The sequence below is a fragment of the Pseudomonas sp. LG1D9 genome (assembly GCF_002949995.1).
GTDB classification, from domain to species: domain Bacteria; phylum Pseudomonadota; class Gammaproteobacteria; order Pseudomonadales; family Pseudomonadaceae; genus Aquipseudomonas; species Aquipseudomonas proteolytica.
The window spans coordinates 223,110-249,367 of record NZ_CP026881.1 but is presented as its reverse complement, the minus strand read 5'-3'; the positions used below and the strand labels follow the sequence as shown (position 1 = coordinate 249,367).

The 26,258-nt window shown below is 61.5% G+C and carries 20 protein-coding genes; 9 read left to right on the top strand and 11 right to left on the bottom strand.

Annotated elements, in window-relative coordinates:
* Positions 1–86: 86 nt before the first annotated feature.
* Positions 87–734 carry a LexA family transcriptional regulator gene (locus tag C5F71_RS01130; protein WP_104912577.1) on the top strand — a complete coding sequence of 216 codons (648 nt, stop codon included), beginning with the start codon at positions 87–89 and terminating at the stop codon, positions 732–734.
* Here C5F71_RS01130 and C5F71_RS01125 read toward each other — a convergent pair.
* Genes C5F71_RS01125 through C5F71_RS01110 form a run of 4 tightly spaced genes read right to left on the bottom strand, consistent with a single transcriptional unit; the run spans position 731 to position 6,283 of the window.
* On the bottom strand, positions 731–2,683 hold the full coding sequence (locus tag C5F71_RS01125) for an acetyl/propionyl/methylcrotonyl-CoA carboxylase subunit alpha (RefSeq protein WP_104910403.1): 1,953 nt from the start codon (positions 2,681–2,683) through the stop codon (positions 731–733). The two genes, C5F71_RS01130 and C5F71_RS01125, sit on opposite strands and share 4 nt — an antisense overlap.
* The gene (locus tag C5F71_RS01120; RefSeq protein ID WP_029298356.1) at positions 2,680–3,486 is read right to left on the bottom strand and encodes a gamma-carboxygeranoyl-CoA hydratase; all 807 of its coding nucleotides are present in this window, start codon (positions 3,484–3,486) and stop codon (positions 2,680–2,682) included. Before C5F71_RS01120 ends, C5F71_RS01125 begins: the two co-directional genes overlap by 4 nt.
* Positions 3,487–3,500: 14 nt before the next feature.
* Positions 3,501–5,108: a carboxyl transferase domain-containing protein gene (locus C5F71_RS01115; protein WP_104910402.1), complete on the bottom strand. Its 1,608-nt coding sequence runs from the start codon at positions 5,106–5,108 to the stop codon at positions 3,501–3,503.
* An 11-nt stretch (positions 5,109–5,119) separates the two neighbouring features.
* Positions 5,120–6,283, bottom strand: coding sequence for an isovaleryl-CoA dehydrogenase (locus C5F71_RS01110; RefSeq protein ID WP_104910401.1), 1,164 nt, complete (start codon positions 6,281–6,283; stop codon positions 5,120–5,122).
* Positions 6,284–6,454: 171 nt separating this feature from the next.
* Here C5F71_RS01110 and C5F71_RS01105 point away from each other — a divergent pair, with 171 nt between their 5' ends.
* Entirely contained in the window at positions 6,455–8,137 is a 1,683-nt protein-coding gene (locus C5F71_RS01105; protein ID WP_104910400.1) for an AMP-binding protein, read from the top strand.
* A gap of 700 nt (positions 8,138–8,837) precedes the next feature.
* Here the strand turns inward: C5F71_RS01105 and C5F71_RS01100 are convergent.
* The 3 genes from C5F71_RS01100 to C5F71_RS01090 all read right to left on the bottom strand — a co-directional run bounded on the left by C5F71_RS01100 (position 8,838) and on the right by C5F71_RS01090 (position 11,178).
* Positions 8,838–9,737, bottom strand: coding sequence for a hydroxymethylglutaryl-CoA lyase (locus tag C5F71_RS01100; protein ID WP_104910399.1), 900 nt, complete (start codon positions 9,735–9,737; stop codon positions 8,838–8,840).
* A gap of 13 nt (positions 9,738–9,750) precedes the next feature.
* A complete protein-coding gene (locus C5F71_RS01095; protein WP_029298346.1) occupies positions 9,751–10,152 on the bottom strand; it encodes a MerR family DNA-binding transcriptional regulator in 402 nt (133 codons plus the stop codon).
* Between the two features lie 90 nt (positions 10,153–10,242).
* Positions 10,243–11,178, bottom strand: coding sequence for a LysR family transcriptional regulator (locus tag C5F71_RS01090; RefSeq protein ID WP_029298344.1), 936 nt, complete (start codon positions 11,176–11,178; stop codon positions 10,243–10,245).
* A gap of 151 nt (positions 11,179–11,329) precedes the next feature.
* Between C5F71_RS01090 and C5F71_RS01085 the strand changes: the two genes are divergently transcribed.
* The gene (locus tag C5F71_RS01085; protein ID WP_104910398.1) at positions 11,330–12,559 is read left to right on the top strand and encodes an acyl-CoA dehydrogenase; all 1,230 of its coding nucleotides are present in this window, start codon (positions 11,330–11,332) and stop codon (positions 12,557–12,559) included.
* A gap of 101 nt (positions 12,560–12,660) precedes the next feature.
* On the opposite strand, the gene C5F71_RS01080 is transcribed toward C5F71_RS01085, so the two are convergent.
* A complete protein-coding gene (locus tag C5F71_RS01080) occupies positions 12,661–14,001 on the bottom strand; it encodes a substrate-binding domain-containing protein (RefSeq protein ID WP_104910397.1) in 1,341 nt (446 codons plus the stop codon).
* 201 nt (positions 14,002–14,202) lie between these two features.
* Positions 14,203–15,015 (bottom strand): exodeoxyribonuclease III, encoded by an 813-nt coding sequence (xthA, locus tag C5F71_RS01075; RefSeq protein ID WP_104910396.1) that lies wholly within the window; start codon positions 15,013–15,015, stop codon positions 14,203–14,205.
* A gap of 187 nt (positions 15,016–15,202) precedes the next feature.
* On the opposite strand from xthA, the gene C5F71_RS01070 reads away from it, so the two are divergent.
* The 6 genes from C5F71_RS01070 (at position 15,203) to C5F71_RS01045 (ending at position 24,820) form a co-directional block, all read left to right on the top strand.
* On the top strand, positions 15,203–15,853 hold the full coding sequence (locus C5F71_RS01070; protein ID WP_029298336.1) for a GNAT family N-acetyltransferase: 651 nt from the start codon (positions 15,203–15,205) through the stop codon (positions 15,851–15,853).
* Between the two features lie 64 nt (positions 15,854–15,917).
* A complete protein-coding gene (locus C5F71_RS01065; protein WP_070995480.1) occupies positions 15,918–17,645 on the top strand; it encodes an autotransporter assembly complex family protein in 1,728 nt (575 codons plus the stop codon).
* Positions 17,642–21,316 carry a translocation/assembly module TamB domain-containing protein gene (locus C5F71_RS01060; RefSeq protein WP_104910395.1) on the top strand — a complete coding sequence of 1,225 codons (3,675 nt, stop codon included), beginning with the start codon at positions 17,642–17,644 and terminating at the stop codon, positions 21,314–21,316. Before C5F71_RS01065 ends, C5F71_RS01060 begins: the two co-directional genes overlap by 4 nt.
* A 257-nt stretch (positions 21,317–21,573) precedes the next feature.
* A complete protein-coding gene (locus tag C5F71_RS01055; protein WP_029298330.1) occupies positions 21,574–22,047 on the top strand; it encodes a MarR family winged helix-turn-helix transcriptional regulator in 474 nt (157 codons plus the stop codon).
* Positions 22,048–22,088: 41 nt separating this feature from the next.
* Positions 22,089–23,291: an efflux RND transporter periplasmic adaptor subunit gene (locus tag C5F71_RS01050; RefSeq protein WP_092239067.1), complete on the top strand. Its 1,203-nt coding sequence runs from the start codon at positions 22,089–22,091 to the stop codon at positions 23,289–23,291.
* Positions 23,291–24,820 (top strand): DHA2 family efflux MFS transporter permease subunit, encoded by a 1,530-nt coding sequence (locus C5F71_RS01045; RefSeq protein WP_029298326.1) that lies wholly within the window; start codon positions 23,291–23,293, stop codon positions 24,818–24,820. Before C5F71_RS01050 ends, C5F71_RS01045 begins: the two co-directional genes overlap by 1 nt.
* Positions 24,821–24,952: 132 nt before the next feature.
* Here the strand turns inward: C5F71_RS01045 and lpxH are convergent, their stop codons facing one another.
* Positions 24,953–25,702 (bottom strand): UDP-2,3-diacylglucosamine diphosphatase, encoded by a 750-nt coding sequence (gene lpxH / locus C5F71_RS01040; RefSeq protein WP_029299464.1) that lies wholly within the window; start codon positions 25,700–25,702, stop codon positions 24,953–24,955.
* Positions 25,699–26,202, bottom strand: coding sequence for a peptidylprolyl isomerase (locus C5F71_RS01035; RefSeq protein WP_029299465.1), 504 nt, complete (start codon positions 26,200–26,202; stop codon positions 25,699–25,701). The genes lpxH and C5F71_RS01035 overlap by 4 nt, the downstream gene beginning before the upstream one ends.
* Positions 26,203–26,258 lie beyond the last annotated feature (56 nt).

Genomic DNA, 26,258 nt, shown 5'->3' with positions numbered 1-26,258 from the left:
AATAATACGATCTGTATTTATGTCATTTGATTGATTACTACAAACTGTTTATTGTCGCCGCGAATACACCCGGTATTGTCTGCCCCATGGAAAAATGGATAGCGTTGGTCAAAGCCAACATGAAGGCCCGCAAGGTCACGCAGAATCAACTGGCTGCACGCATGGGCATGTCCCAGGGCGGCATTGGCCACTGGCTGGGCAAGCGCCGTGTACCGAGCCTCGCCGACATGAACCGGGTGCTCGAAGAACTGGGCCTGGGGTATCTCGAAGCGGCGCTGGTGATTCGCGAGAAGGGCCACGCCCCGGCAGACGATAAAGTCGCGCCGGTCGTTCAATACAACCCGTACTTTCGCTACCCGGTAAAAGACTGGAAACAGCCCTGCCAGGTCCACGAACAGCGTCTGGCCTACGGGCCCGCGCGATTTCAGGCAAGCGACTACGACGCCGACGGCGAGGCGTTCTGGCTCCAGGTGAGCGGCGATGCAATGACCGCGCCCAGCGGGCCGAGCATCGCCGATGGGATGATGATCCTGGTGGATCCGGCCCTCGACGCCGAGCCTGGCAAACTGGTGGTGGCCCAATGGGCAGGCAGCAGTCAGGCGACGTTTCGCAAGCTGCTGGAAGAAAGCGGCCAGCGTTACCTGGTGCCACTCAACCCGACCTACCCAAAGGCGTTGCTCACCGATGACTGCCGGATCATCGGCGTGGTGGTACAAGCCACGGTGAAGTTCTAGGGCTGGGCCTCCAGCTCCACCAAGGCGCTGCCTTCGCCGACCATTTCGCCTTCCTGGCAATACAGCGCCTTGACCACACCTGCATGGGGCGCGCGGATGCTGTGCTCCATCTTCATCGCCTCGAGCACCACCAATTGCGTACCGGTCTCAACCGTCTGGCCGACCTCCACCAGCACCCGCACGATACTGCCGTTCATTGGCGCAGTCAGGCCGCCCTGATGCGCCTGCCCGGCATCGACCGCGGCGATCGGATCAAACAGCGTCACACTGCGCATCTCACCTTGCCAGCGCAGGAACAGCGTCTGCCCCTGGCGCACCGCCAGGTGCGAGCGGCGAAGCCCTGCGTCTTCGATCAGCAGGTGTTCGTCCCGCAGTCGCGGCGCAGTGGTGGTTTGCAGCGTCACCAGGCGGTCCTGACCGTCGCAGCTCAGGTGCAGTGATGTCTCGGCAGGCAGGCCTGCACGAAACCCCTGTGTCGCAGCCCACGGTGAGGCGGGATCGTCGTCCCGCAGTCGAGGCAGTTGGCTTTGTATGAAGGCGTGGCCAGCCGCCTGCCAGAACTCATCGCTCAACGCGCTTGCAACAGGCAGCAGTTGTTCCTGATAACGCGGGATAAACCCGGTATCCAACTGCGCTGCGGCGAACGCCGGGTGGCCGATGATGCGCCGTAGAAAACCCAGGTTGGTCTTCAAACCGCCGACCGCAAACTCGTCCAGCATGCTCAAAAGGCGCAGGCGCGCCTGTTCGCGGTCCTCGCCCCAAGCGATCAGCTTGCCGAGCATCGGGTCGTAGAAGGGCGACACGTCGTCACCTTGCTCCACGCCGCTGTCTACCCGGCGCCCCGGGCCTGGCGCCGATTCGCGGTACAGCGCCAGATGCCCGGTGGCCGGTAAAAAGTCATGGGTCGGGTCTTCGGCATACAGTCGCACTTCGATGGCGTGGCCGCGCAACGGCACCTGCTCCTGGGTCATTGGCAGCGGCTCGCCTTGAGCCACGCGAATCTGCCAGGCCACCAGGTCCAGGCCGGTGATGGCCTCGGTCACCGGGTGTTCCACTTGCAAGCGGGTGTTCATCTCCATGAAGAAGAACTCACCGCGCGCATCCAGCAGGAACTCCACGGTGCCGGCGCCCACATAGCCAATCGCCTGGGCCGCACGTACCGCCGCCTCACCCATGGCCTGGCGCAGGGCAGGGCTGAGGCCGGGGGCGGGTGCTTCCTCGACGACCTTTTGGTGGCGACGCTGGATCGAGCAGTCGCGCTCATTGAGGTACAGGCAATTGCCATGCTGGTCGGCAAACACCTGGATCTCCACGTGGCGTGGCTTGAGCAGGTACTTCTCCACCAGCATCTGCCCATTGCCAAACGAAGACAGCGCTTCACGCTGGGCCGAGGCCAGGGCTTCGCCCAGTTGGCTTTCGTCCTCGACCACTTTCATGCCCTTGCCGCCGCCGCCAGCGGTGGCCTTGAGCAGCACCGGGTAGCCAATGCGCTCGGCGGCCTGGCGGAAGGTTTCCAGGTCCTGCCCGGCACCGTGGTAACCCGGCACCAGTGGCACGCCGGCGGTTTCCATCAGCGCCTTGGCGGCGGACTTGCTGCCCATGGCATCAATGGCCGAAGCCGGCGGGCCGAGAAAAATCAGCCCCGCCTCTTCAATTGCCCGCGCAAAGCCTGGGTTTTCGGAAAGAAAGCCATAGCCAGGATGAATCGCCTGGGCGCCGCTGGCCTTGGCGGCGGCAATCAATTTGTCGATCTGCAGGTAGCTGTCGGCGGCCTTGCTGCCGCCCAGGTCCACGCGGATATCAGCTTCGCGGCTGTGGCGCGCATTGCGGTCCGTGGCGCTATGCACGGCAACGGTGGTCATGCCCATCGCCTTGGCCGTGCGCATGACGCGGCAGGCGATTTCGCCACGGTTGGCCACCAGCACGCAGGTAATCAACGGTGAACTCATGAACGAGGCTCCTGGGACTGCCAGCTGGGTGCACGCTTTTGCAAAAACGCGCGCAAGCCTTCCTGGCCCTCGGCGCTGACGCGGATGCGTGAGATGGCGTTTTCGCAGTAACGGCGCAACGCCGGGGTGAGCGCGCCGTTGCCGACTTCACGCAGCAAGTCCTTGCTGGCGCGCATGGCGGCCGGGCTGTTGAGCAGCAGGTTGGCGGTCCACTGCTCGACCTGCTGATTCAGCTCATCGAAGGGATAGCTTTGCGCCAATAGCCCGATCGCCTGTGCCTGCTGGCCGTCGAAGCGTTCTGCGGTGAGGGCATAACGCCGGGCCGCGCGCTCGCCAATCGCCTGCACCACAAACGGGCTGATGACCGCCGGTGCGAGGCCGATGCGTACTTCCGACAGGCAGAACTGCGCATCATCGGCACCAATGGCCATGTCGCAGCAACTGATCAGGCCCAGGGCGCCGCCATACGCCGCGCCCTGGACCACGGCCAGGGTCGGGATTTTCAGCTTGGCCAGGTTGTACATCAACTCTGCCAGCTCGCGGGCGTCGTCAAGGTTGGTGTGGTAATCCAGTTCGGCCGACTGTTGCATCCAGGCCAGGTCCGCGCCGGCGCTGAAGTGCTTGCCGCGCCCGCGTATCAGCAAAAAGCGCAGGGTTGCGTCGGCTTGCACCTGATCCAGGGCAATGATCAGCTCGCGGATCATTTCGGCGTTGAACGCGTTGTTCTTCTCTTGCCGGCTCAACCACAGCGTGGCAAAGCCACGGGGGTCGTTCACCAGTTCAACGGTGTTGAAATCGCTCATGGGTGCAGCTCCAATTACATGCGGAACACGCCGAAGCGGCTCGGCTCGATGGGGGCATTCAGCGCAGCGGACAAGGCCAGGGCCAGCACGTCACGGGTTTGCAAAGGGTCGATGACACCGTCATCCCACAGGCGGGCGCTGGAGTAATAGGGGTGGCCCTGGGTCTCGTACTGGTCGAGGATCGGCTGTTTGATCTGCGCTTCGTCCTCGGCGCTGAACCCCTGGCCACTGCGTTCGGCCTGCTCGCGCTTGACCTGCACCAGCACGCCGGCTGCCTGTTCGGCGCCCATTACGCCAATACGGGCGTTAGGCCACATCCACAAAAAGCGCGGGTCATAGGCGCGCCCGCACATCCCGTAGTTACCGGCACCAAAGCTGCCACCGATGATCACCGTGAATTTCGGCACCTTGGCGCAGGCCACCGCCGTCACCAGCTTGGCGCCGTGCTTGGCGATGCCACCGGCTTCGTACTTCTGGCCGACCATAAAGCCGGTGATGTTCTGCAAGAACAGCAGGGGAATCCCGCGCTGGCAGGCCAGTTCGATAAAGTGCGCGCCTTTTTGCGCAGCTTCGGCGAAGAGGATGCCGTTGTTGGCGAGGATCGCGATGGGATAGCCATGCAAATGGGCAAAACCGCAGACCAGCGTGGTGCCGAACAGCGCCTTGAACTCATCGAAAACCGAACCGTCCACCAGCCGCGCAATCACTTCGCGCACATCGAACGGTTGCTTGGCATCGGCCGGAATCACCCCATACAACTCGTCGCTGGCATACAGAGGCGCGACTGGCGTGCGCTGCTGCAACTGCCCCTGTTTGCGCCAGTTGAGGTTGGCGATGCTACGGCGGGCCAGGGCCAGGGCGTGTTCATCGCTGTCGGCGTAATGGTCGGCCACCCCGGAGACCTTGCAGTGCACATCGGCACCACCAAGGTCTTCGGCGCTGACCACTTCGCCAGTGGCAGCCTTCACCAGCGGCGGGCCGGCGAGGAAGATGGTCGCCTGCTGGCGCACCATGATCGCTTCGTCGGCCATCGCTGGCACATAGGCACCACCGGCGGTGCAGGAGCCCATGACCACGGCAATCTGCGGGATGCCTTGGGCGCTCATGTTGGCCTGGTTGAAGAAGATCCGCCCAAAGTGCTCGCGGTCGGGAAACACTTCATCCTGGCGCGGCAGGTTGGCGCCGCCGGAATCCACCAGGTAGATGCAGGGCAGGCGGTTCTGCTCGGCAATGGTTTGCGCGCGCAGGTGTTTTTTCACGGTCAGCGGGTAGTAGGAGCCACCTTTTACCGTGGCGTCGTTGGCGACGATCATGCATTCCACGCCTTCGACCCGGCCGATCCCGGCGATCACGCCAGCGGCCGGCACCTTTTCACCGTAGACCTGATACGCCGCCAGTTGGCTGAGCTCAAGGAATGCCGAGCCCGGGTCGAGCAGGCGGTTGATGCGTTCGCGCGGCAACAGCTTGCCCCGGGAAGTGTGGCGCTCCTGGGCCTTGCTGCCGCCGCCTTGCTGGACCTGGGCGAGCAGGGTGTGCAGGGCGTCGACCTGTTTGAGCATTGCCGCGCTGTTGGTGGCGAATTCTGCCGAGCGTGGGTTGAGTTGGGTGTGCAGGGTGGCCATGGTGCACTCCCTCAGCGGGTTTCGTTGAACAGTTCGCGGCCAATCAACATGCGCCGGATCTCACTGGTGCCCGCGCCGATTTCATACAGCTTGGCATCGCGCAGCAGGCGGCCGGCCGGGAATTCATTGATATAGCCGTTGCCGCCGAGAATCTGGATTGCATCGAGGGCCATCTGCGTGGCGCGTTCGGCGCTGTACAGAATCACCCCGGCCGCGTCCTTGCGTGTGGTTTCGCCGCGTTCGCAGGCTTGGGCGACGGCATACAGGTAGGCGCGGCTGGCGTTGAGCTGGGTGTACATGTCGGCGACCTTGCCCTGGATCAGTTGGAACTCGCCGATGCTCTGGCCGAACTGTTTGCGGTCGTGGATGTACGGCACGATCAGGTCCATGCAGGCCTGCATGATCCCGGTAGGGCCGCCGGAGAGCACCACGCGTTCGTAGTCCAGGCCGCTCATCAGCACTTTGACGCCGCCATTGAGCGCGCCGAGGATGTTTTCTTCGGGCACTTCAACGTCGTCGAAAAACAGCTCGCAGGTGTTGGAGCCGCGCATGCCCAGCTTGTCGAACTTGTTGCTGCGGCTGAAGCCTTTCGAGTCGCGCTCAACGATAAACGCGGTGATGCCATGGGCGCCTTTTTCCAGGTCGGTCTTGGCATAGATCACGTAGGTGTGGGCATCAGGACCGTTGGTGATCCAGGTCTTGCTGCCGTTGAGCACATACACGCTGCCGCGCTTATCGGCGCGCAGCTTCATCGAGACCACATCAGAACCGGCATTGGGCTCGCTCATGGCCAGGGCGCCAATGTGCTCGCCGCTGATCAGCTTGGGCAGGTACTTGAGCTTTTGCTCGTGGCTGCCGTTGCGGTTGATCTGGTTGACGCACAGGTTGGAGTGCGCGCCGTAGGACAACGCCACCGAGGCCGAGCCACGGCTGATTTCTTCCATGGCCACCACGTGGGCCAGGTAACCCAGGCCGGCACCGCCGTATTCTTCCGGCACGGTGATGCCCAACAGGCCCATGTCACCGAACTTGCGCCACATATCCACGGGGAACAGGTTGTCGATATCGATCTGTGCTGCCCGGGGCGCCAGCTCCTTGACCACGAAGGCCTGCACCTGGTCGCGCAGCATGTCGATGGTTTCACCGAGGGCGAAGTTCAGGGTCGGGTAACTCATGGGAGGGCACCTATAAACATTATTGTTGTGGGGCTGGCGACGCCATTGGGCGATCACCTTTACGTTAACGTAAACTTGCGTTGCATGACTGTCAATCGTAGCTTACGTTAACGTCAAGCTCGCGCCTGACCGGCGCACCGTCCACCTACAAAAAAGACAATAGGGGTCGTCATGGATCAACCGAATCAGAGCTACAGCCGTGGCCCACAGGACAAGGCCCTGCTGGCCATGACCATTGGCCAGGCATTCGACCGCACGGTGGCGCAGTACCCGCAGGGCGAGGCCCTGGTGGTGCGCCATCAGCAGTTGCGCTACACCTGGCAGCAATTGGCCGAAGCCGTGGACCTGCACGCCCGCGCTCTGCTGGCCCTGGGGTTGCAAGCCGGGGATCGTCTTGGCATCTGGGCGCCGAACTGCGCGCAGTGGTGCATCAGCCAGGTGGCCAGTGCCAAGCTCGGGGTGATCCTGGTCAACATCAACCCCGCCTACCGCAGTAGCGAGTTGGAATACGTGCTCAAGCAATCGGGCTGCCAGTGGTTGATCTGTGCCGGTTCGTTCAAATCCTCCGACTACCACGGGATGCTGCAGGCGCTGGTACCGGAACTGGCGGAGCAGGGCATCGGCCAATTGCGCTGCGAGCTGTTACCCGAACTGCGCGGGGTGATCAGCCTGGATGCGCGACCGCCCTCGGGGTTCCTGCCCTGGTCGCAATTGTCGGCCCTGGGTACGGGCATCCCCCCGCAACAGCTGCATCACCGCGAGGCCAGCCTGCACTTCGATCAACCCGTCAACATCCAGTACACCTCCGGCACCACGGGCTTCCCCAAGGGCGCCACCCTCAGCCACCACAACATCCTCAACAACGGCTACATGGTCGGCGAAAGCCTGGGCCTGAGCGCCCAGGACCGCCTGGTGATCCCGGTGCCGCTCTACCATTGCTTCGGGATGGTCATGGGCAACCTGGGCTGCATCACCCATGGCACGACCATGATCTATCCCAATGACGGCTTCGACCCGCTGCTGACCCTGGCCGCCGTGGCCGAAGAACGCGCCACCGGCCTCTACGGCGTACCCACGATGTTTATCGCGATGCTCGATCATCCGCAACGCGGCACGTTCGACCTGTCGACCCTGCGCACCGGGATCATGGCCGGCTCCACCTGCCCGATCGAGGTGATGCGCCGGGTGATCAGCGACCTGCATATGAGTGAGGTACAAATCGCCTACGGCATGACCGAGACCAGCCCGGTGTCGCTGCAGACCGGGGCCGATGACGATCTGGAGCGGCGCGTGACCACGGTCGGGCGCACGCAACCCCAGTTGGAAAGCAAGATCATCGACGAAGCCGGCAACACCGTGCCGCGCGGGCAGATCGGCGAGCTGTGCACCCGTGGCTACAGCGTGATGCTCGGCTACTGGAACAACCCCGAGGGCACCCGCGAAGCCATCGACGAGGCGGGCTGGATGCATACGGGCGACCTGGCGAGCATGGATGAGCAGGGTTACGTGTGCATCGCCGGGCGCAACAAGGACATGATCATCCGCGGTGGCGAGAACGTGTACCCGCGGGAGCTGGAGGAGTTCTTCTTCACCCACCCGGCGGTGGCCGATGTGCAGATCATCGGCATTCCCGATGAGCGCTACGGCGAAGAGATCGTGGCCTGGATCAAGTTTCACCCGGGGCAGGTTGCCAACGAACTGGAGCTGCAAACCTGGTGCAAGGGGCGCATTGCACACTTCAAGACGCCGAAGCACTTTCGGTTTGTCGAAGAGTTCCCGATGACGGTGACCGGCAAGATCCAGAAGTTTCGTATGCGCGAGATTACGATCGAGCAACTGCATAGCGAAACCTGAGGCCTGGCCCAAACCTGATGTGGGGCTGGGCTTGTGTGGGAGCGGGCTTGCTCGCGATAGCGGAGTATCAGTCAAGTATTTATCAATTGACCCACCGCTTTCGCGAGCAAGCCCGCTCCCACAGGGGTATAGAGGGTGATTCACAAAATTCATTTCACCCAGACAGCACAAAGGGGAGCCGAAGCTCCCCTTTAATTTGTTGTCACGTGCTCTTTTTTTATTATTGAGGGGCGGTCTATTGTTGTTTTTGGCAACCGTGGCCCTTTACCGCTGTTTTTGGCGACCCCCATCCGGGGTCAAGAGCAAACGTATTTTTTTGAGCGCTGATCTGCTTCTTCGCACGCGATCCAACCAGTGGGTAGCTACCTTGAGGTAGTTTTATTGTTCTCTGCCCGGTTGCGAGTGGCGGCTTGCGCCGTACCCTGCGAAGCACATCTTCTCCAAAAAAATCTGTTAGCTGCGTCTCTGCCGTGTTGTTTTTGTTATGTCAGAGTCGTTACGTCTTATTTTTATTAGGTTTGGTGCTTTTTATTCTTGTTATGCCATAGAGATAGCAGAAGCCGTGCCAACTTTTAAAAATCCTTTAAAATCAATGATTTAATTTTTTAGTAGGAAATTTACTTCAGAGAATGCGACAAAATATGTTCCCGTGTTACCCGATGTGTAGCCGCGAGGTAACACATCGCCACGGGCACGCTACTCAACTGGCGCTACGGACCCTGGCCACGCGTGAGCCGGTGGGGCGGCCGAGTACCGAACAGATCTGCTGGCCCGCCACCAGGAGCTTGTCCATGTCGATACCGGTCTCGATGCCCAGGCCGTTGAGCAGGTACAGCACGTCCTCGGTGGCCACGTTACCGCTGGCGCCCTTGGCGTAGGGGCAGCCGCCGAGGCCGGCGATAGAGCTGTCGAACACGTTGATACCTTCCAGCAGGCTGGCATACAGGTTGGCGATGGCCTGCCCGTAGGTGTCATGGAAATGCCCGGCAAGCTTTGCCCGTGGCACGTCCTTGCCCACCACCTCAAACATACGGCGCGTGGCGCCGGCGGTGCCGGTGCCGATCGTGTCGCCCAGAGACACCTCGTAACAGCCCATGGCATACAACTCTCGCGCCACGGCGGCGACTTGTTCCGGCGCCACCTGGCCCTCGTAAGGGCAACCCAGCACGCAGGACACATAGCCGCGCACGCTCACCCCCTGTTGCTGCGCCGCCGCCATGATCGGCGCAAAGCGCTCCAGGCTCTCGCTGATGGAGCAATTGATATTGCGCTGGGAAAACGCCTCCGACGCCGCGGCAAACACCGCGACCTCCTTGACCCCAGCCGCCAGCGCGTCCTCGAACCCGCGCAGGTTCGGCGCCAGCGCGCCGTAGATCACGCCCGGCTTGCGCTGGATCTGCGCAAACACCTCGGCTGAGCCGGCCATTTGCGGTACCCACTTGGGCGAGACAAAACTGCCGACTTCGATGTAACCCAGGCCCGCCGCACTGAGAGCGTCGACCAGTTGCACCTTGTCGGCCACGCTGATGGGCTGTGCTTCGTTTTGCAGGCCGTCGCGCGGGCCGACTTCGACCAGGCGCACATGGGAGGGGAGAGACATGGGATCTACCTTTTTATTGGGGTTGGCCGACCTGGCTCTGGATCGTCTGTTCCAGGGCCTGGGTGCAACGTTCTTCGGCGGTGTCCAGTTCCAGCTTCATCTGTTCGATGTCCAGTAACTGTTGCTCCAACTGCTCACGGCGTTCGCTGATCTTCGCCAGCATGCTGTGCAATTGCTTTTGATTGCCGCTGGTGGGGTCGTAGAGCTCGATCAGTTCGCGACACTCGGCCAGGGAAAAACCGATGCGCTTGCCACGCAGGATCAGCTTCAGGCTGACTTTGTCCCGAGGCGAATAGATACGCTCCTGGCCACGGCGTTCGGGGCTCAAAAGGCCCTGTTCTTCATAGAAGCGAATGGCCCGGGTAGTGATGTCCAACTCGCGGGCCAGGTCGGAGATGCTGTAGGTCGTGCTCATGGTGGCGCTCAAGGAGGGTCTCGGCGCTACGCTAATGGCTGCTTGACGTAAACGTCAAGCGAATCAAGCCCATTGCAGGAGCCGGCAAGGTCAGGTCGATTGCTGGTCCAGCTTCTTCTCACGCGCCGTGACCTGCTGGCACAGTTCGATCATCTGCTCACGCATCCAGCGGTTGGCTGGATCCTGGTCGGTGCTTTCATGCCAGTACAGGTGGGTTTCCACCGGTGGCACATCATTGACCGGCAGGTTGAACGAGTGCAGCTCGTTACGCCTTGCAAAGCGCTCGGGCACGGTCATCACCATATCGGTCTGCTGCAATACCTGGGAGGCCATCAGGTAATGCTGCGAACGCAGGGCGATCTTGCGCTGGATCCCCATCTTGCCCAGGGCCAGGTCGACGTGGCCCAGGCCATTGCGTCGGCTGGAAATATGAATATGGGTCAGCGAGAGGTAGTCATCCAGGCTGAATTTTTCCTTGCCCGCCATCGGGTGGCCCTTGCGCATGGCACACACGTAGCGGTCTTCCATGAGCTTGACGTGGCGCACTTGCGGGTCGGTGTTCAGGGGCGCGTCCACCGCAAAATCCAGGCGGCCGGCGGCCAGTTCCTTGGTGGTTTCACGGCGCTTGGACAGGAAACTTTCGATGATCACCGTGGGCGCCAGGCGGCGCAGGCGCTGGAACAGCGACGGCAGGATCACCGCTTCAGTGAGGTCGGTCATGCTGATGCGGTAGGTCTTGGCCGCCTGCAAGGGGTTGAAGATCCGGCTCTCTTGCACCGACACCCGCAACAGCGACAGCGCATTGCGCACCGGGCCAATGATGTTCTGGGCCATGGGGGTCGGCACCATGCCCTGGGCGGTCCGCACGAACAGCGGGTCGTTGAAGGTCTCGCGCAGGCGCGCCAGGGCGTTTGATACCGCCGGCTGGGTAATGCCGACGATCTGCCCGGCGCGGGTCAGGTTGGCTTCGGTGTAGATCGCGTCAAACACGATGAAAAGATTGAGGTCGACCTTGCTCAGATTCATTTCGTTGCGCTCTTCTTGTTAGGTTTTCATACGCCGATCATATATCGGTGATGAATGTTAATACACGCCGAGAATAGGCTAGGTAAATTATCAGCGCTGTTCTAGCATCGATTGCATGACCTAAACAACCTCTCAAAGAAGGGAGCTGCTCATGGATTTTGCCTATTCACCCAAGGTTCAGGAACTGCGTGAACGCGTCACCGCGTTTATGGATGCTTACGTTTACCCAGCCGAACCGGTGTTTGAGCGCCAGGTCAGCGAAGGTGATCGCTGGCAGCCCACCGCCATCATGGAAGAGCTCAAAGCCAAGGCTAAGGCCGAAGGCTTGTGGAACCTGTTCCTGCCGGAGTCCGAGCTGGGCGCGGGCCTGACCAACCTGGAATACGCGCCGCTCGCAGAAATCATGGGCCGCTCCTTGCTCGGCCCGGAGCCGTTCAATTGCTCGGCACCCGACACCGGCAATATGGAAGTGCTGGTGCGCTACGCCAACGAAGAGCAGAAACAGCACTGGCTGGAGCCGCTGCTACGCGGCGAGATCCGCTCGGCGTTCGCCATGACCGAACCGGATGTGGCGTCCTCCGACGCCACCAATATGGCCGCCCGCGCCGAACGCCAGGGTGACGAATGGGTCATCAACGGCAAGAAGTGGTGGACCTCCGGCGCGTGCGACCCGCGTTGCAAAATCCTCATCTTCATGGGCCTGAGCAACCCGGATGCGCCGCGTCACCAGCAACACTCGATGATCCTGGTACCGGTGGATGCGCCCGGGGTGAAAATCGTTCGGCCGCTGCCGGTGTTCGGCTACGACGACGCGCCCCATGGGCATGCCGAAGTACTGTTCGACAACGTGCGCGTGCCGTACGAAAACGTGCTGCTGGGTGAAGGCCGCGGCTTTGAAATTGCCCAGGGGCGCCTTGGCCCAGGACGTATTCACCACTGCATGCGCTCCATTGGCATGGCTGAACGCGCCCTGGAATTGATGTGCAAGCGTTCTGTCAGCCGCACCGCCTTTGGCAAGCCGCTGGCGCGCCTGGGTGGCAATATCGACAAAATCGCCGACTCGCGGATGGAAATCGACATGGCACGCCTGTTGACCTTGAAAGCGGCGTACATGATGGACACGGTCGGCAACAAAGTGGCGAAAAGTGAAATCGCCCAGATCAAGGTGGTGGCACCGAATGTGGCACTCAAGGTAATTGACCGGGCGATCCAGATCCATGGTGGTGCCGGGGTGTCCAACGACTTCCCGCTGGCCTACATGTACGCCATGCAGCGCACCCTGCGCCTGGCCGACGGCCCGGACGAAGTACATCGGGCGGCGATCGGCAAGTTCGAAATTGGCAAATATGTGCCTAAAGAGCTGATGCGCAGCGGTCAGTAACACTACGCCGGCCTTATCGCGGGCAAGCCCGCTCCCACATTCAGTGTAGGAGCGGGCTTGCCCGCGATAGCGGTGGGCCAGTCAACCCCAGTCTTCAGGCGTCAGTAAACCCAGACCTCCACCCGGCGATTCTTGATCCGCCCCTCATCCACAGTATTCGCTGCCACCGGCATCTCGGCGCCAAAGCCGCGGATGTCGCGCAACACCACGCCACTCTTGACCAACTCGCGACGCACCGCCATTGCCCGCAACTTGGACAACAGGTCGGCGCGCTGCGGGTCATCCTTGGCGTCACCAAACCCCACCAGCGTGACCCGCTTGTCCCGTTTGTCGTGGCTGCTTATATAAGCCACCACCCGTGCCAGGTCCTGGCGTGCCTTGTTGTCCAGGCTCGCACTGCCTTCTTCGAAGCGAAAATTCACGCTCAGGCGTTGTGCCTCGCGAGCGATGGCCTGGTAGGCGTCCGGCATCGGTGGCCGTGGCTGCACGCTGATAGCCTGGACCTGTTGGGCGATAAACCCGTTGGCGGCAACGATGGCCTGGCCCTGGGCGCTCTGGGCAAAGTCCACCAGCGCCTGCGCCCAGGCATTGCTGTTGCTGGGCGGCAGGTAGAAAAACAAGCGGCGCGACAGGGGGTAGTCCTCGGTGGCGATCAGGCTGTTCGCCGGCAACATGGCTTGGGAGTCACCATCACTGATGGCTGCGGCCTTCGCCTTGCGCACGTAGGGCAGGCCGATGAAGCCGATGCCCTGCGGGTCGTGGCTCACCGCATCGGACAGTTGCTCGCTGGACTCAAAACGTTTGGCCGCGCTGTCGAGGGTTTTACCGCGAGGGTTGAGCACCAACTCCTTGAAGGTGTCGTAGGTTCCGGATTGATCATCGCGGGCATACAGCCGGATCCTCCCGCCGGTGCCGCCCAAGGCTTCCCAAGTGCTGGTTTCGCCACTGAAAATCTTCGCCAGTTGTTCGGTCGTCAACGTCTGCAAGGGGTTGCGTGGATGCAGGATGATCGCCAGGCCATCGATGGCAATTACCTGTTCGGCGCCGGGGCTTTTCAGGTCGCCCAGGGGTTCAAGCTCCACCAGTTCGCGGTCCTTGATCGGGCGCGACGCGGCGGCCAGGTCGGCTGCGGCATTTTTCAGCGCGGCAAAGCCGGTGCTGGAACCATGGGCGGCGATTTCTACCAGGACCCGTTTGCCTTGGGGGCTCGTGCCGACGAGGCGCTGCTCATTGGGGCGGTTCGTCGGTTCACTGTGCACGGCCTTCAGGCCCTGTTGCACCATCAAACCCTTGACCAGCGCCGGGCCCAGCGCCGCGCCAATGGTGTTGGAGCCCTGCAGGCGCAGGGCCGGACCCTGTTCGGGAAAGGGCAGGGGCGCTGCAACGACCGAAAGAGGGAAGGTGCTACACAGAACCAGCAGGTACAGAACGCGCAGCATCATGCCGCCACCTTCTCAAGCCAAAGGACGTGCGGGCAGATTAAGTCAGTAAGGTTGCCAGAATATGACTGACGCCCAACTGAACCCAGTGTGGGAGCTGGCTTGCTCGCGAAATCGGTGGGTCAGTCGCTGGATGTGTTGAATGACATACCGTATTCGCGAGCAAGCCCGCTCCCACATTTCTTGATGGTGTTGCCGCAAAAATCAGCTCAGTTCCAGCCAGATCGGCGCATGGTCCGACGGTTTTTCCAGGCCGCGCAGTTCGTAGTCCACGCCCGCATCCTTGATCCGTGGCAGCAGGCCATTGGAGGCCATGATCAGGTCGATGCGCAGGCCACGCTTGGGTTCATCTTCAAAGCCACGGCTGCGGTAATCGAACCAACTGAAGCGATCCGCCACATCCGGGTTCAGGTGCCGGAAGCTGTCGGTCAGGCCCCAGTTTTTCAGGCGCGCCATCCATTCGCGTTCTTCAGGCAGGAAGCTGCATTTGCCGGTCTTCAGCCAGCGCTTGGCGTTGTCGGCACCGATGCCGATATCGCAATCCTCAGGGGAGATGTTCACATCACCCATCACCACCAACGCCTGGTCATTGCTGAACTGGGTTTCCAGCAACTGTTGCAGGTCTTCGTAGAAGCGCTGCTTGGCCGGGAACTTGGTGGGGTGATCGCGGCTTTCGCCCTGTGGGAAATAGCCGTTCATGATGGTGATCGGGTTGCCGTGTTCATCGGCAAAGGTGCCCCAGATAAAACGGCGCTGGGCATCCTCATCGTCGCTGGCAAAACCCTTGTGCAGGGCCAGCGGCTCCTGGCGCGAGAGCAGGGCGACACCGTAGTGGCCTTTCTGCCCGTGGTAGTACACGTGGTACCCCAGGGCTTGGACTTCAGCCAGCGGGAACTGGTCGTCGTGGACCTTGGTTTCCTGCAGGCCGATCACGTCCGGTTGATGTTTGTCGATCAGGGCCGCCAGCTGATGAGGCCGGGCACGCAGCCCGTTGATATTGAAGGAGACGATTTTCATGGTCGGCAGTCCAGTCTGGCAAAAGGGCGATGCTAGCCGACAAGTCGGACGGGGGCCAGCGTGGCGGTAGGACAGATGCACTGCTAATGTCTCTCAAGGAGCCAATGGCACGGAACGACTCAGTTGCCCCGGGCTCGTAACAATAAGAGCGCGGCCTTTTGAGTTGCGCCCAGGGGAGATACAACTGATGCCTGACACTAGCACCGCCATTGCCCAGGTCCACATGCTCGATAGCGGCTATTCCCGCGAAGCGCGCTCGTTGCTGTACCACGCCTATCGCCATGAGCCGACCTTCGCCTACCTGTTTGAAGCCGAACGCTCCGGGTATGAGCAGCGGGTCAGGGCTACGGTGCGCGAACTGGTCAAGCAGCATTTTCTCCAGGAACTGCCGGCGATCGGCCTGCTGGTCAATGACCGCCTGATCGGCATCGCCCTGATTGCCCCTCCGCAACGGCGCCTGGGTATCACTGAAAGTTGGGCCTGGCAATTACGCATGTGGTTGAGCACTGGCTTGAGGTGTACCCGGCGTTACCTCGAATACCATCAGGCGGTGTTGGCATGCCTGCCGTCCGAGTCGGTACACGTGTTGCCGCTGTTGGGGATTCACCCGCAATTCCAGGGCAAGCATTACGGCGAGCAACTGCTCGAAGCCGTGCATAACTGGTGCGCCGAAGACCCGCATTCTCAAGGTGTGGTGCTGGACACCGGCAATCCGCTCTACCTGGAGTTCTATAAACGCCAGGGCTATGACGAAGTGGGCGAGGTGGCTGTAGGACCTATCCTGGAGCATGTGTTTTTTCACCCAAACCCCCAAGTGTTACAACCTGCAACGCCTTAACACAGAATTATTCAGACAATTCCCGGTTCTAAGGTGCTCCCCAGCTCGTGTAGCATCCGCGCCTATGAAGTTTTCCAATAGATTTACCAGCGGCTTGATTCTGCTGTTCACAAGCTGCGGCGCCTTGGCGCAAAGCGAGTTGGACGTGCGGGTCAAACCTTCAAACGATGCGCTGAAGGCCAATATCGAAGGCTATATCGGCGGGGTTGGCGAGCGTGATGAGGAGGCCTTGCTGCGCTTCAGTCGCGGTGCCGAGGAGCAGGCGCGCAAGGCCGCCCAGGCACTGGGCTTTTATCAGCCGCAGATTGCCAGTGAGGTAAAGGCCGGCAAGAACCCGCGCCTGATCCTCAGCATCGACCCTGGCGAGCCCGTGCATTTGCGTAATGTCACGATTCGGGTGGACGGCCCTGCGGCCGAGTTAAAGTCCTTTCGCGTACCCGATAGCCAAGACCTCAAGTCCGGCGCCGTACTCAATCATGGTCATTACGAAGACGCCAAGCGCCTGATCCAGAACCAGGCCTCGCGCTTCGGCTATTTCAGTGGCCGTTTTACCCAGCAGAAACTGTCTGTCGATCCCCAGGCGGGCGTGGCTGATATCGAGCTGGTCTACGACAGCGGCCCGCGCTACACCCTCGGTAAGGTCAACTTTGCCGGCGATACCCCCTTTGATGAAGAACTGTTGCAACGCATGGTGCCGTTCCAGAGTGGCACCCCTTACGATTCCGAGCTGATTGCCGAGCTGAACCAGGCCCTGCAGTCGAGCGGTTATTTCGAGGGCGTGCGGGTGGACGCGGCCCCGGCCGCAGCGGCCAATGATGTGATCCCGGTGGCGGTCCAGCTGGAAACCCGCAAACCCCGGACCATGGGGCTGGGCCTGGGGTTTTCCACTGACGTCGGCCCGCGCGGCAAGGCCAACTGGACGCGGCACTGGGTCAACCCCCAGGGGCATAGCTATGGCTGGGAGGCGGAGCTGTCGGCGCCCCGGCAGAACGTCGGCCTGTGGTACGACATCCCCCTCGACCCGCCATTGACCGACAAGCTGCGCTTTGCCGGTGGCTACCAGAACGAAGAACTGGCCAACACTGACACCCTCAGCAAACTGCTCACCCTCGGCCCGGAATGGCACAGCAAGCTGCCCAGCGGCTGGACACGGGTGATCTCGCTCAAATGGCAGCGCGAAGAATATCGCCTGGGGGATGACTCCGGCTTGAGCAATTTGCTGATGCCGGGAATCAGCTATTCCTACCTGCGCAGCGACAACCGCATCGACCCCCATAACGGCTATCGCCTGCAGTTCGATACCAAGGTGGCCAAAGAGGGGCTCGGCTCGGACACCAACCTGCTGTACGGCACCGCGATGATCAAGGGCTTGACCACGGTGTGGGACAAGCACCGCTTCCTCGGCCGTGCACAGTTTGGCGGCAGCGCCACCAACGGCTACAAGTCGGTGCCGCCGTCCCTGCGCTTTTTTGCCGGTGGCGACCAGAGCGTGCGTGGCTACGAGTACCAGACCCTGTCCCCGGAAAACAACAAAGGCGACCGTATCGGTGGCCGCTATATGGTGGCCTTGAGCGCCGAGTATCAATATTCCATCGCCGAAAAATGGCGGATCGCGACCTTTGTCGACCAGGGCAATTCCTTTAACAGCCTTGAGTTGCCGAGCCTGAAAACCGGGGTCGGCATCGGCGTGCGCTGGGTGTCGCCAGTCGGCCCGATTCGCCTTGACCTGGCCCATGCCCTGGAAGACCCGGGCGGCGTTCGTTTGCACTTTTCCATGGGGCCTGAGCTGTGAAGCGTGGTTTGAAAATAGCGGGTCTGAGTGTGGTGGCGCTTGTCGCCTTGGTGCCCCTGGCCGTATGGAGCGTACTGGGTACGCAAGTCGGCAGTCGCTGGGCACTCGGCCAGGTTCCGGGGTTGAGCGTGGACAACTTCCAGGGCCACCTGGGCGGGCAATGGAGCGCCGACCATCTGCTGTGGCAGCAGGACAGCAGCCGCGTGGAACTCAATGCGCCGAAATTCGACTGGTCGCCGGCGTGCCTGCTGCGCATGACCTTGTGCATCCGGCAACTGGACGTGGAGCAGGTGAGCCTGCAGTTCCCACCCAGCACCGAAGAAAGCAGCGGCCCGATTACCCTGCCAGACCTGAACCTGCCCTTGGCCATCGAACTGGGCGACGTGCGTGTAGGCAGCCTGCTGTTCAACGGCAGCGAAGAACTCCAGGGCCTGCAACTGGCGGCCCATTGGACCGCTGAAGGAATGCAGATCGACGCGGTGCACCTGCAGCGCGACGGCCTGGTGCTGGACCTCAGCGGTATGCTGCAACCCACCGGTGACTGGCCGCTGACGGCGACCGGTAACCTGAGCCTGCCCTACGCTCCGGGTGGCGCGCCATGGGCCGTGGCGCTGAACGTCACGGGTGATTTGCTCAAGACCCTCAAGCTCGACGCCGACAGCACGGGCTACCTGCCCGCCAAGCTCAAGGGCGAACTGCAACCCCTGGTCGAGAACCTGCCGGCGCAACTGCAGATCACCGCCGATGGCTTCAAGCCCGCCGCCGACTTGCCGGACACCCTGCAGCTCAACCAACTGGACCTGACGGCCAAGGGCGACCTGGGCAAGGGCTATCAACTGTTGGGCAAGGCCGTATTACCCGCAGAAAAGGGCCCGGTTGACCTGTTGCTGCAAGGCCGGGTCGACGCCAAGGGCGCGCAGATCGCCGGCCTGGACCTGAATGCCGGGGATAAGCAGAGCCTCAAGCTCAGTGCCCAACTGGATTGGCAGCAGGGCTTCAGCGCAGATGCAAAAATCGACTGGCTGGATTTCCCCTGGCACCGCCTGTACCCGCTGATTGACGAGCCGCAAGTGGTGTTGCGTACCTTCAACGGCGAAGTCTCCTACAAGGACGGCAACTACCTGGGCAATCTCAAGGCCGACCTCGATGGGCCGGCCGGCAAGTTCAGTCTGGTTACGCCATTCAGTGGCGACCTGACCCAAGTGTTCCTGCCAGAACTGAAACTGGTTGCCGGCCAAGGCAAGGCCGAAGGCCACCTGAACCTGCAATTTGCCGATGGCATCGCCTGGGATACGGCGCTTGACCTGTCGGCGATCAACCCGGCGTACTGGGTCGCGGAACTGCCGGGCACGCTCGCCGGGCCGCTGCGCAGCCAGGGTGAAATGAAAAACGAACAACTCAAGCTCACCGCTGACCTTGATCTGAAGGGGCGTTTGCGCGGCCAGCCCGCCGTGCTGGCGGCCAAGGCCGAAGGCGCGGGTGAGCAATGGACCCTGGCCAACCTGGATATCCGCCTGGGTGACAACCGCATTAACGGCAGTGGCAGCCTGCAACAGCGCCTGGCCGGGCAGATCGACATCAAGCTCGCACGCCTGGCCCAGCTCTGGCCGCAGTTGCGTGGGCAGGTCAATGGGCGGCTCGATGTGGCCGGCACTTTAAAGGCCCCCCAGGGCAAGCTCGACCTCAAGGGCCAGCAACTGGTGTTTGAAGACAATCGCCTGCAAGCCCTCAGCCTGGACGCGACACTTGATAGCGCGCAACGGGCGAAGATCGACCTCAAGGGCAGCGGGATCCAGGCCGGTGACACCCAACTCGGCACCCTGACCGCCAGCGCCCAGGGCGATATCAAAAGCCAGAAAGTCCAACTGGACCTGATGGGCCCCCTGGTCAAGCTGGCCCTGGCCCTGGACGGCACGCTCGACAAAGGCAACTGGCGCGGGCGCCTGGCCAGTGGTGATGTACAGGCCGGTGGCCAGGACTGGAAACTGCAGGCCCCGGCAAAAATCGAGCGTATGGCCGACGGCAAGCTGACCTTCGCTGCCCATTGCTGGGTCTCCGGGCCCGCCAGCCTGTGTGGCGAAGACCAGCGGCTGATGCCCGATCCCAAGCTGCGCTACCACCTCAAGCAATTCCCCATCGACAGCCTGGCGCAATGGCTGCCCAAGGATTTTGCCTGGCAGGGCAAGCTCAACGCCGATATCCAGCTCGACCTGCCGGCCAGTGGCCCCAAAGGCTTGATCGCGGTGGATGCCAGTGGCGGCACGCTGCGAGTCAAGGACAAGGACCAGTGGCTGGATTTCCCCTACGACACCCTCAAGCTGGAAACCACGCTCAACCCTACGCGCATCGATACCCAGCTGAATTTCCGCGGTGGCAAACTCGGTGAGTTGCTGTTGCAGGCACAGCTCAACCCCTTGGCGAAAAACAAGCCGATTTCCGGCAACTTCAGCCTCACCGGCCTGGACCTGGCGGTAGCGCGCCCGTTTGTGCCGATGGTGGAAAAACTCAGCGGCAAGCTCAACGGTAGCGGGCGTATTTCCGGCGGGCTGCTGGCGCCGCAGGTCAACGGCAATATCAACCTGATCGCGGGCGAGATTTCCGGGCCCGAACTGCCGATCAGCCTTGAGGGCCTGAACGTGCAGGCGCTGATTGCCGGTGAAAGCGTACAGCTCAACGGCGGCTGGCGCAGCGGCAAGGCCGGGCAGGGCAGCCTCAAGGGCCAGATCGACTGGGGCCGGGCCCTGATCGTTGACCTCAGCCTGCAGGGTTCGCAATTACCGGTTACGGTCGAACCCTACGCCAAGCTGGAAGTGGCGCCCGACTTGAAGATCAGCCTCAAGGACGACAAGTTGGCGATCGCCGGTAATGTCCACATCCCGCGCGGTGATATCACCGTGCGCGAATTGCCGCCTTCGACGGTCAAGGTCTCGGATGACACGGTGATCGTTGGCAGCCAGACCGAAGAAGGCAAGCCGCCGATGGCCATGGCCATGGATATCAACGTGGTGGTGGGCGAGGATCAGCTCAACTTCGCGGGCTTCGGCCTCACGGCCAAGGTCCAGGGCCGGGTGCATATCGGCGATAACATGGACACCCGTGGCGAACTCTGGCTCAACGACGGCCGTTACCGTGCCTACGGCCAGAGACTCGATGTGCGCCGTGCGCGCCTGCTGTTCGCCGGGCCGCTCGACCAGCCGTATCTGGATATTGAAGCCATCCGCAAGACCGACGACGTGATCGCGGGTATCCGCCTGAGCGGCAGTGCCGAGCAACCCACCACGCAAATCTTCTCGGAACCGGCCATGAGCCAGGAGCAGGCGCTGTCCTACCTGGTGCTGGGCCGTCCGTTGAGCACCACCGGTGAAGACAACAACATGCTGGCGCAAGCGGCGCTCGGCCTGGGGTTGATGGGCAGTGCCGGGGTGACGTCGGACATTGCCAAGAACCTGGGAATCCAGGACTTCGAACTGGACACCCAGGGCAGCGGCAACAGTACGGCCGTGGTGGCCAGCGGCAAGATCACCGAAAAGCTCAGCTTGCGTTACGGCGTGGGGGTGTTCGAACCGGCCAGCACCATCGCCTTGCGCTACCTGCTGAGCAAGCGGGTGTATCTGGAAGTGGCCAGCGGCGTGGCAAGCTCCCTGGATATCTTCTACAAACGGGATTTCTGACGCTTAAACGTCAATCAAATTGTGGGAGCTGGCTTGCCTGCGATAGCAGTGGTTCAGTCACTATTTCTAGTGGCTGACACACCGCAATCGCAGGCAAGCCAGCTCCCACATTTGTTTTGTCGTGGATTCAGAACCTTCCCATGGCTCCAGTCATCGCCTGATTACCAAGCAACCTAACTATTTATTTGACATTCGCTGCCTAGGCAGTAATATTTGGTCACATATTCACTGCCTAGGCAGTAATAAGGTGACTTTCGATGAAACACTTCACCCCGGAAAACTTCCACAACTGCCATCTCGGCCTGTTGCTGGGGCGCGCCGCGATTCTCAAAGACCGCATCATCGACACCCATATGGAACCCCACGGCATCACCGCCGCGCAGTTCAAGGTGTTGATTATCATGGCCCAGTTTGGCGTCGATACCCCGGCGGAGCTGTGCCGCAACCTGTCCCTGGACAGTGGCTCGATGACCCGCATGCTCGACCGCCTGGAGCAAAAACACCTGCTGGCACGCAAGCGTTCCGAGCAGGACCGGCGCCAGGTGCAGCTTGTGTTGACCGCCGACGGCCAGCGCCTGGCGGACATGTTGCCGCAGATCGGCGCCCAGGCCCTGAACCAACTGGCTGGCGTGCTGGAGCCGGGGGAATTGCAGACCCTGGAATACATCCTCAAGAAAATCCTGATCGCTGCGGGTGACCCCATCACCCTGCAACGGGTCGGGACTCAATGAACACGCCAGTCACGCGCGCTGAATAACGCAAGGTATTTGTCATGGCTACTGCCCAAGCAAACAACACCGCACCCTCCCAACCCGACGACAGCAACCCGCGCAAACGCAAGATCATGTTGCTGGGCCTGGCGCTGATCGTCGTGCTCTGCGTCGTCGGCGTCTGGGGCTGGCACGAGCTGTATGGCCGTTGGAGCGAAAGCACCGACGACGCCTACGTGAACGGCAACGTGGTGGAAATCACCCCGCTGGTCACCGGCACCGTGGTCAGCATTGGCGCCGATGATGGCGACCTGGTCCACGAAGGTCAGGTGCTGATCAACTTCGACCCCAACGACGCGGCCGTCGGCTTGCAAAGTGCCCAGGCCAACCTGGCGCGCACCGTACGCCAAGTGCGCGGCCTGTACAGCAATGTGGATGGCATGAAAGCCCAGGTTCAGGCGCAAAAAGCCCAAGTGCAAACGGCCCAGGACAACTTCAACCGCCGCAGGATCCTCGCCCAGGGTGGCGCGATTTCCCTGGAAGAACTGTCCCATGCCCGTGATGCCCTGAGCGCGGCGAGCAACTCACTGGCCAACCTGCAACAGCAACTCAATACCTCCACCGCGCTGGTGGATGACACGGTGATATCGTCCCACCCGGATGTGCAGGCCGCTGCCGCGCAGTTGCGCCAGGCCTACCTGGCCAATGCGCGCAGCACCTTGATCGCCCCGGTCACCGGCTATGTGGCCAAGCGCACCGTACAGCTGGGCCAGCGGGTCGAGCCGGGCACGGCGTTGATGGCGGTGATTCCCCTGGACCAACTGTGGATCGACGCCAACTTCAAGGAAACCCAACTGCGCCAGATGCGCATTGGCCAGCCGGTGGACATCGAGGCCGATATCTACGGCAGTGATGTGAAATACAGCGGCACCGTCGACAGCCTCGGCGCCGGCACCGGCAGTGCGTTTGCCCTGCTGCCGGCACAGAACGCCACGGGTAACTGGATCAAGATCGTGCAACGGGTACCGGTGCGCATCCATATCAATGCCCAGGAGTTGGCCCAGCACCCGTTGCGAGTGGGGTTGTCGACCCAGGTGGAAGTCAACCTGCACGACCAGAGCGGCCCGGTGCTGGCGCAACAACCGCCGCAAAAGGCCTCGTTCAGTACCAATGTGTACGACCGCCAGTTGGCCGAGGCCGACGCGATGATCACCCAGTTGATCCATGACAACAGCGTAGCCGCGCCCAAGGCAGCACAACGCTGATGAGCAATAACGCCTCCTTCACGCCGCCCAGCTTGCTGATGGCCACCATTGGCCTGTCCCTGGCGACCTTTATGCAGGTGCTCGACACCACCATCGCCAACGTGGCGCTGCCGACCATCTCTGGCAACCTGGGGGTGAGTTCGGAGCAGGGCACCTGGGTCATCACCTCATTTGCCGTGAGCAATGCCATTGCGCTGCCTTTGACCGGCTGGTTGAGCCGGCGCTTTGGCGAAGTGAAGCTGTTTTTGTGGGCCACGCTTCTGTTTGTGCTGGCCTCGTTCCTGTGTGGTATCTCCACCTCGATGCCCGAGCTGATCGGCTTCCGGGTGCTGCAAGGCCTGGTGGCGGGGCCGCTGTACCCGATGACCCAGACCTTGCTGATCGCCGTCTATCCACCCGCCAGGCGCGGCATGGCCCTGGCACTGCTGGCGATGGTCACGGTGGTCGCGCCGATTGCAGGTCCCATTCTTGGCGGCTGGATCACCGACAGCTACAGCTGGCCGTGGATCTTCTTCATCAACGTGCCCATCGGGATTTTTGCGGTGATGGTGGTACGTTCGCAGCTCAAGAAGCGGCCGGTGGTCACCAGCCATCAGCCGATGGATTATGTCGGCCTGTTGAGCCTGATCGTCGGGGTTGGTGCCTTGCAGATCATCCTCGACAAGGGCAACGACCTGGACTGGTTCGAATCCAATTTCATCATCATCGGCGCGGCCATCTCGGTGATCGCCCTGGCGGTGTTCGTGATCTGGGAAATGACCGACAAACATCCGGTGGTCAACCTACGCCTGTTTGCCCACCGCAATTTCCGCATCGGCACCATTGTGCTGGTGCTGGGCTATGCCGGGTTCTTCGGGATCAACCTGATCCTGCCGCAATGGCTGCAGACGCAGATGGGCTACACCGCCACCTGGGCCGGTTTGGCCGTGGCGCCGATCGGCATCCTGCCGGTGCTCATGTCGCCCTTTGTCGGCAAGTACGCACACAAGTTCGATTTGCGGCTGCTGGCCGGCCTGGCGTTCCTGGCGATTGGCCTGAGCTGCTTTATGCGCGCCGGTTTCACCAATGAAGTGGACTTCCAGCACATCGCCCTGGTGCAACTGTTCATGGGCATCGGTGTGGCGCTGTTCTTTATGCCGACCTTGAGCATCCTGATGTCCGACCTGCCGCCGCACCAGATCGCCGACGGTGCGGGCCTGGCGACCTTCCTGCGAACCCTGGGCGGCAGCTTTGCGGCATCGTTGACTACCTGGATCTGGATTCGCCGGGCTGACCAGCATCATGCCTACATGAGCGAGAGCATGAGTGTGTACGACTCGGCCACCCGCGAGGCGCTGAACACCCTGGGCGGTGCGGGCCACAAGGCCTATGCGCAACTGGACCAGGTGCTCACCAGCCAGGCATACATGATGTCCACCGTGGACTATTTCACGTTGCTGGGGTGGATGTTCATGGGCTTGATCCTGCTGGTGTGGCTGGCCAAGCCGCCGTTTACCGCGAAGGCAGGGCCGGCGGCGTCGGGTCACTGATCTTGCAGCGCACGCGGTCAAAAATGTGTGGGCTTGCTCGCGAATGCGCTGTGTCAGTCACCTAAGGTGTCGACTGACACAGCGCATTCGCGAGCAAGCCCGCTCCCACATTTGATTCGTGTTGTTTGTAAGTCAGGCGCCAGGCAACGCCAACTGCGGGTTGACGAAGTCAAACGCCGCCAATTGAAACCCTTGCTCATCCACCTGCAACGCCCAGCCTTGCTTGTCCCAATCCCCCAGCACAATGCGCTTGGCCGCCTGCTCGCCAATCTGCAATTTGTGAATGGCCGGGCGGTGGGTGTGGCCGTGGACCAGGGTGCGCACGCCGAACTGCTGCATCACCCGTGGCACTTCCTCGGGCGTCACATCGACAATATCGTTGGCCTTCATGCGCGTCTGCGCACGGCTTTCACTGCGCAGCTTGCGCGCCAGTTTATGGCGAGTGCGCAAGGGCAGGTGGCGCAGGATAAACAACACAATGGGGTTACGCAGGATGCGCCGCAGCTTCATATAGCCGAGGTCGCGGGTACACAGGCTGTCGCCGTGCATCAACAGCACGGGCTCGCCATACATCTGCACGACGCTGGGGTCCTTGAGCAAGGTCGCGCCTGCTGCTTTGCAGAACGCCTTGCCGATCAGGAAATCCCGGTTGCCATGCATCAGGAATACTTGGGTGCCACTGTCGCTCAACTCACGTAGAGCGGTGCAAATCGAACGCTGGAACGGGGTCATGCCATCGTCGCCAATCCAGGCTTCGAAAAAGTCCCCCAGGATGTACAACGCTTGCGCGCCACGGGCGCGGCCGTGGAGTAAATCCAGAAACGCCCGGGTAATATCCGGGCGCTCCTCTTCCAGATGCAAATCTGAAATCAGCAATATCACGCAATGATCTCGGCTTTCTCGATGATCACGTCTTCTGCTGGTACGTCCTGGTGGCCGGACTTCATGGTGGTGGAGACACCCTTGATCTTGTCCACGACGTCGGTGCCTTCGGTGACTTTACCGAATACCGCGTAGCCCCAACCCTGTACGGTCTTGGCGCTGTGGTTCAGGAAGCCGTTGTCGGCCACGTTGATAAAGAACTGCGCGGAGGCCGAATGCGGCTCCATGGTACGGGCCATGGCGACGGTGTACTTGTCGTTGGAAAGACCGTTGTCCGCTTCGTTCTGAATGCTTGGGCGCTTGTCTTTCTTTTCTTTCATGCCAGGCTCGAAACCGCCGCCCTGGACCATGAAGTTGCCGATGACACGGTGGAAAACGGTGTTTTCGTAGTGGCCGGCGTTCACGTACTCGATGAAGTTGGCGACGGTGATCGGTGCTTTCTCGGCGTTCAGCTCGATGACGATGTCACCGTGGTTGGTGCTCAGTTTGACTTGAGTCATGTTCACTACTCTTTCAAGGAATTCGTGGGTTCTGGCGCGTCACACGCCAGCACCTG

What these genes read in the sequence shown, in the direction of transcription:
- C5F71_RS01110 (WP_104910401.1), bottom strand. Translation starts at nt 6,283, where the DNA reads ATGAGTTACCCGACCCTGAACTTCGCCCTCGGTGAAACCATCGACATG.
- C5F71_RS01105 (WP_104910400.1), top strand. Translation starts at nt 6,455, where the DNA reads ATGGATCAACCGAATCAGAGCTACAGCCGTGGCCCACAGGACAAGGCC.
- C5F71_RS01120 (WP_029298356.1), bottom strand. Translation starts at nt 3,486, where the DNA reads ATGAGCGATTTCAACACCGTTGAACTGGTGAACGACCCCCGTGGCTTT.
- C5F71_RS01055 (WP_029298330.1), top strand. Translation starts at nt 21,574, where the DNA reads ATGAAACACTTCACCCCGGAAAACTTCCACAACTGCCATCTCGGCCTG.
- C5F71_RS01045 (WP_029298326.1), top strand. Translation starts at nt 23,291, where the DNA reads ATGAGCAATAACGCCTCCTTCACGCCGCCCAGCTTGCTGATGGCCACC.
- xthA (WP_104910396.1), bottom strand. Translation starts at nt 15,015, where the DNA reads ATGAAAATCGTCTCCTTCAATATCAACGGGCTGCGTGCCCGGCCTCAT.
- C5F71_RS01100 (WP_104910399.1), bottom strand. Translation starts at nt 9,737, where the DNA reads ATGTCTCTCCCCTCCCATGTGCGCCTGGTCGAAGTCGGCCCGCGCGAC.
- C5F71_RS01090 (WP_029298344.1), bottom strand. Translation starts at nt 11,178, where the DNA reads ATGAATCTGAGCAAGGTCGACCTCAATCTTTTCATCGTGTTTGACGCG.
- C5F71_RS01115 (WP_104910402.1), bottom strand. Translation starts at nt 5,108, where the DNA reads ATGGCCACCCTGCACACCCAACTCAACCCACGCTCGGCAGAATTCGCC.
- C5F71_RS01080 (WP_104910397.1), bottom strand. Translation starts at nt 14,001, where the DNA reads ATGATGCTGCGCGTTCTGTACCTGCTGGTTCTGTGTAGCACCTTCCCT.
- C5F71_RS01085 (WP_104910398.1), top strand. Translation starts at nt 11,330, where the DNA reads ATGGATTTTGCCTATTCACCCAAGGTTCAGGAACTGCGTGAACGCGTC.
- C5F71_RS01125 (WP_104910403.1), bottom strand. Translation starts at nt 2,683, where the DNA reads ATGAGTTCACCGTTGATTACCTGCGTGCTGGTGGCCAACCGTGGCGAA.
- C5F71_RS01035 (WP_029299465.1), bottom strand. Translation starts at nt 26,202, where the DNA reads ATGACTCAAGTCAAACTGAGCACCAACCACGGTGACATCGTCATCGAG.
- C5F71_RS01070 (WP_029298336.1), top strand. Translation starts at nt 15,203, where the DNA reads ATGCCTGACACTAGCACCGCCATTGCCCAGGTCCACATGCTCGATAGC.
- C5F71_RS01065 (WP_070995480.1), top strand. Translation starts at nt 15,918, where the DNA reads ATGAAGTTTTCCAATAGATTTACCAGCGGCTTGATTCTGCTGTTCACA.
- C5F71_RS01095 (WP_029298346.1), bottom strand. Translation starts at nt 10,152, where the DNA reads ATGAGCACGACCTACAGCATCTCCGACCTGGCCCGCGAGTTGGACATC.
- C5F71_RS01050 (WP_092239067.1), top strand. Translation starts at nt 22,089, where the DNA reads ATGGCTACTGCCCAAGCAAACAACACCGCACCCTCCCAACCCGACGAC.
- C5F71_RS01130 (WP_104912577.1), top strand. Translation starts at nt 87, where the DNA reads ATGGAAAAATGGATAGCGTTGGTCAAAGCCAACATGAAGGCCCGCAAG.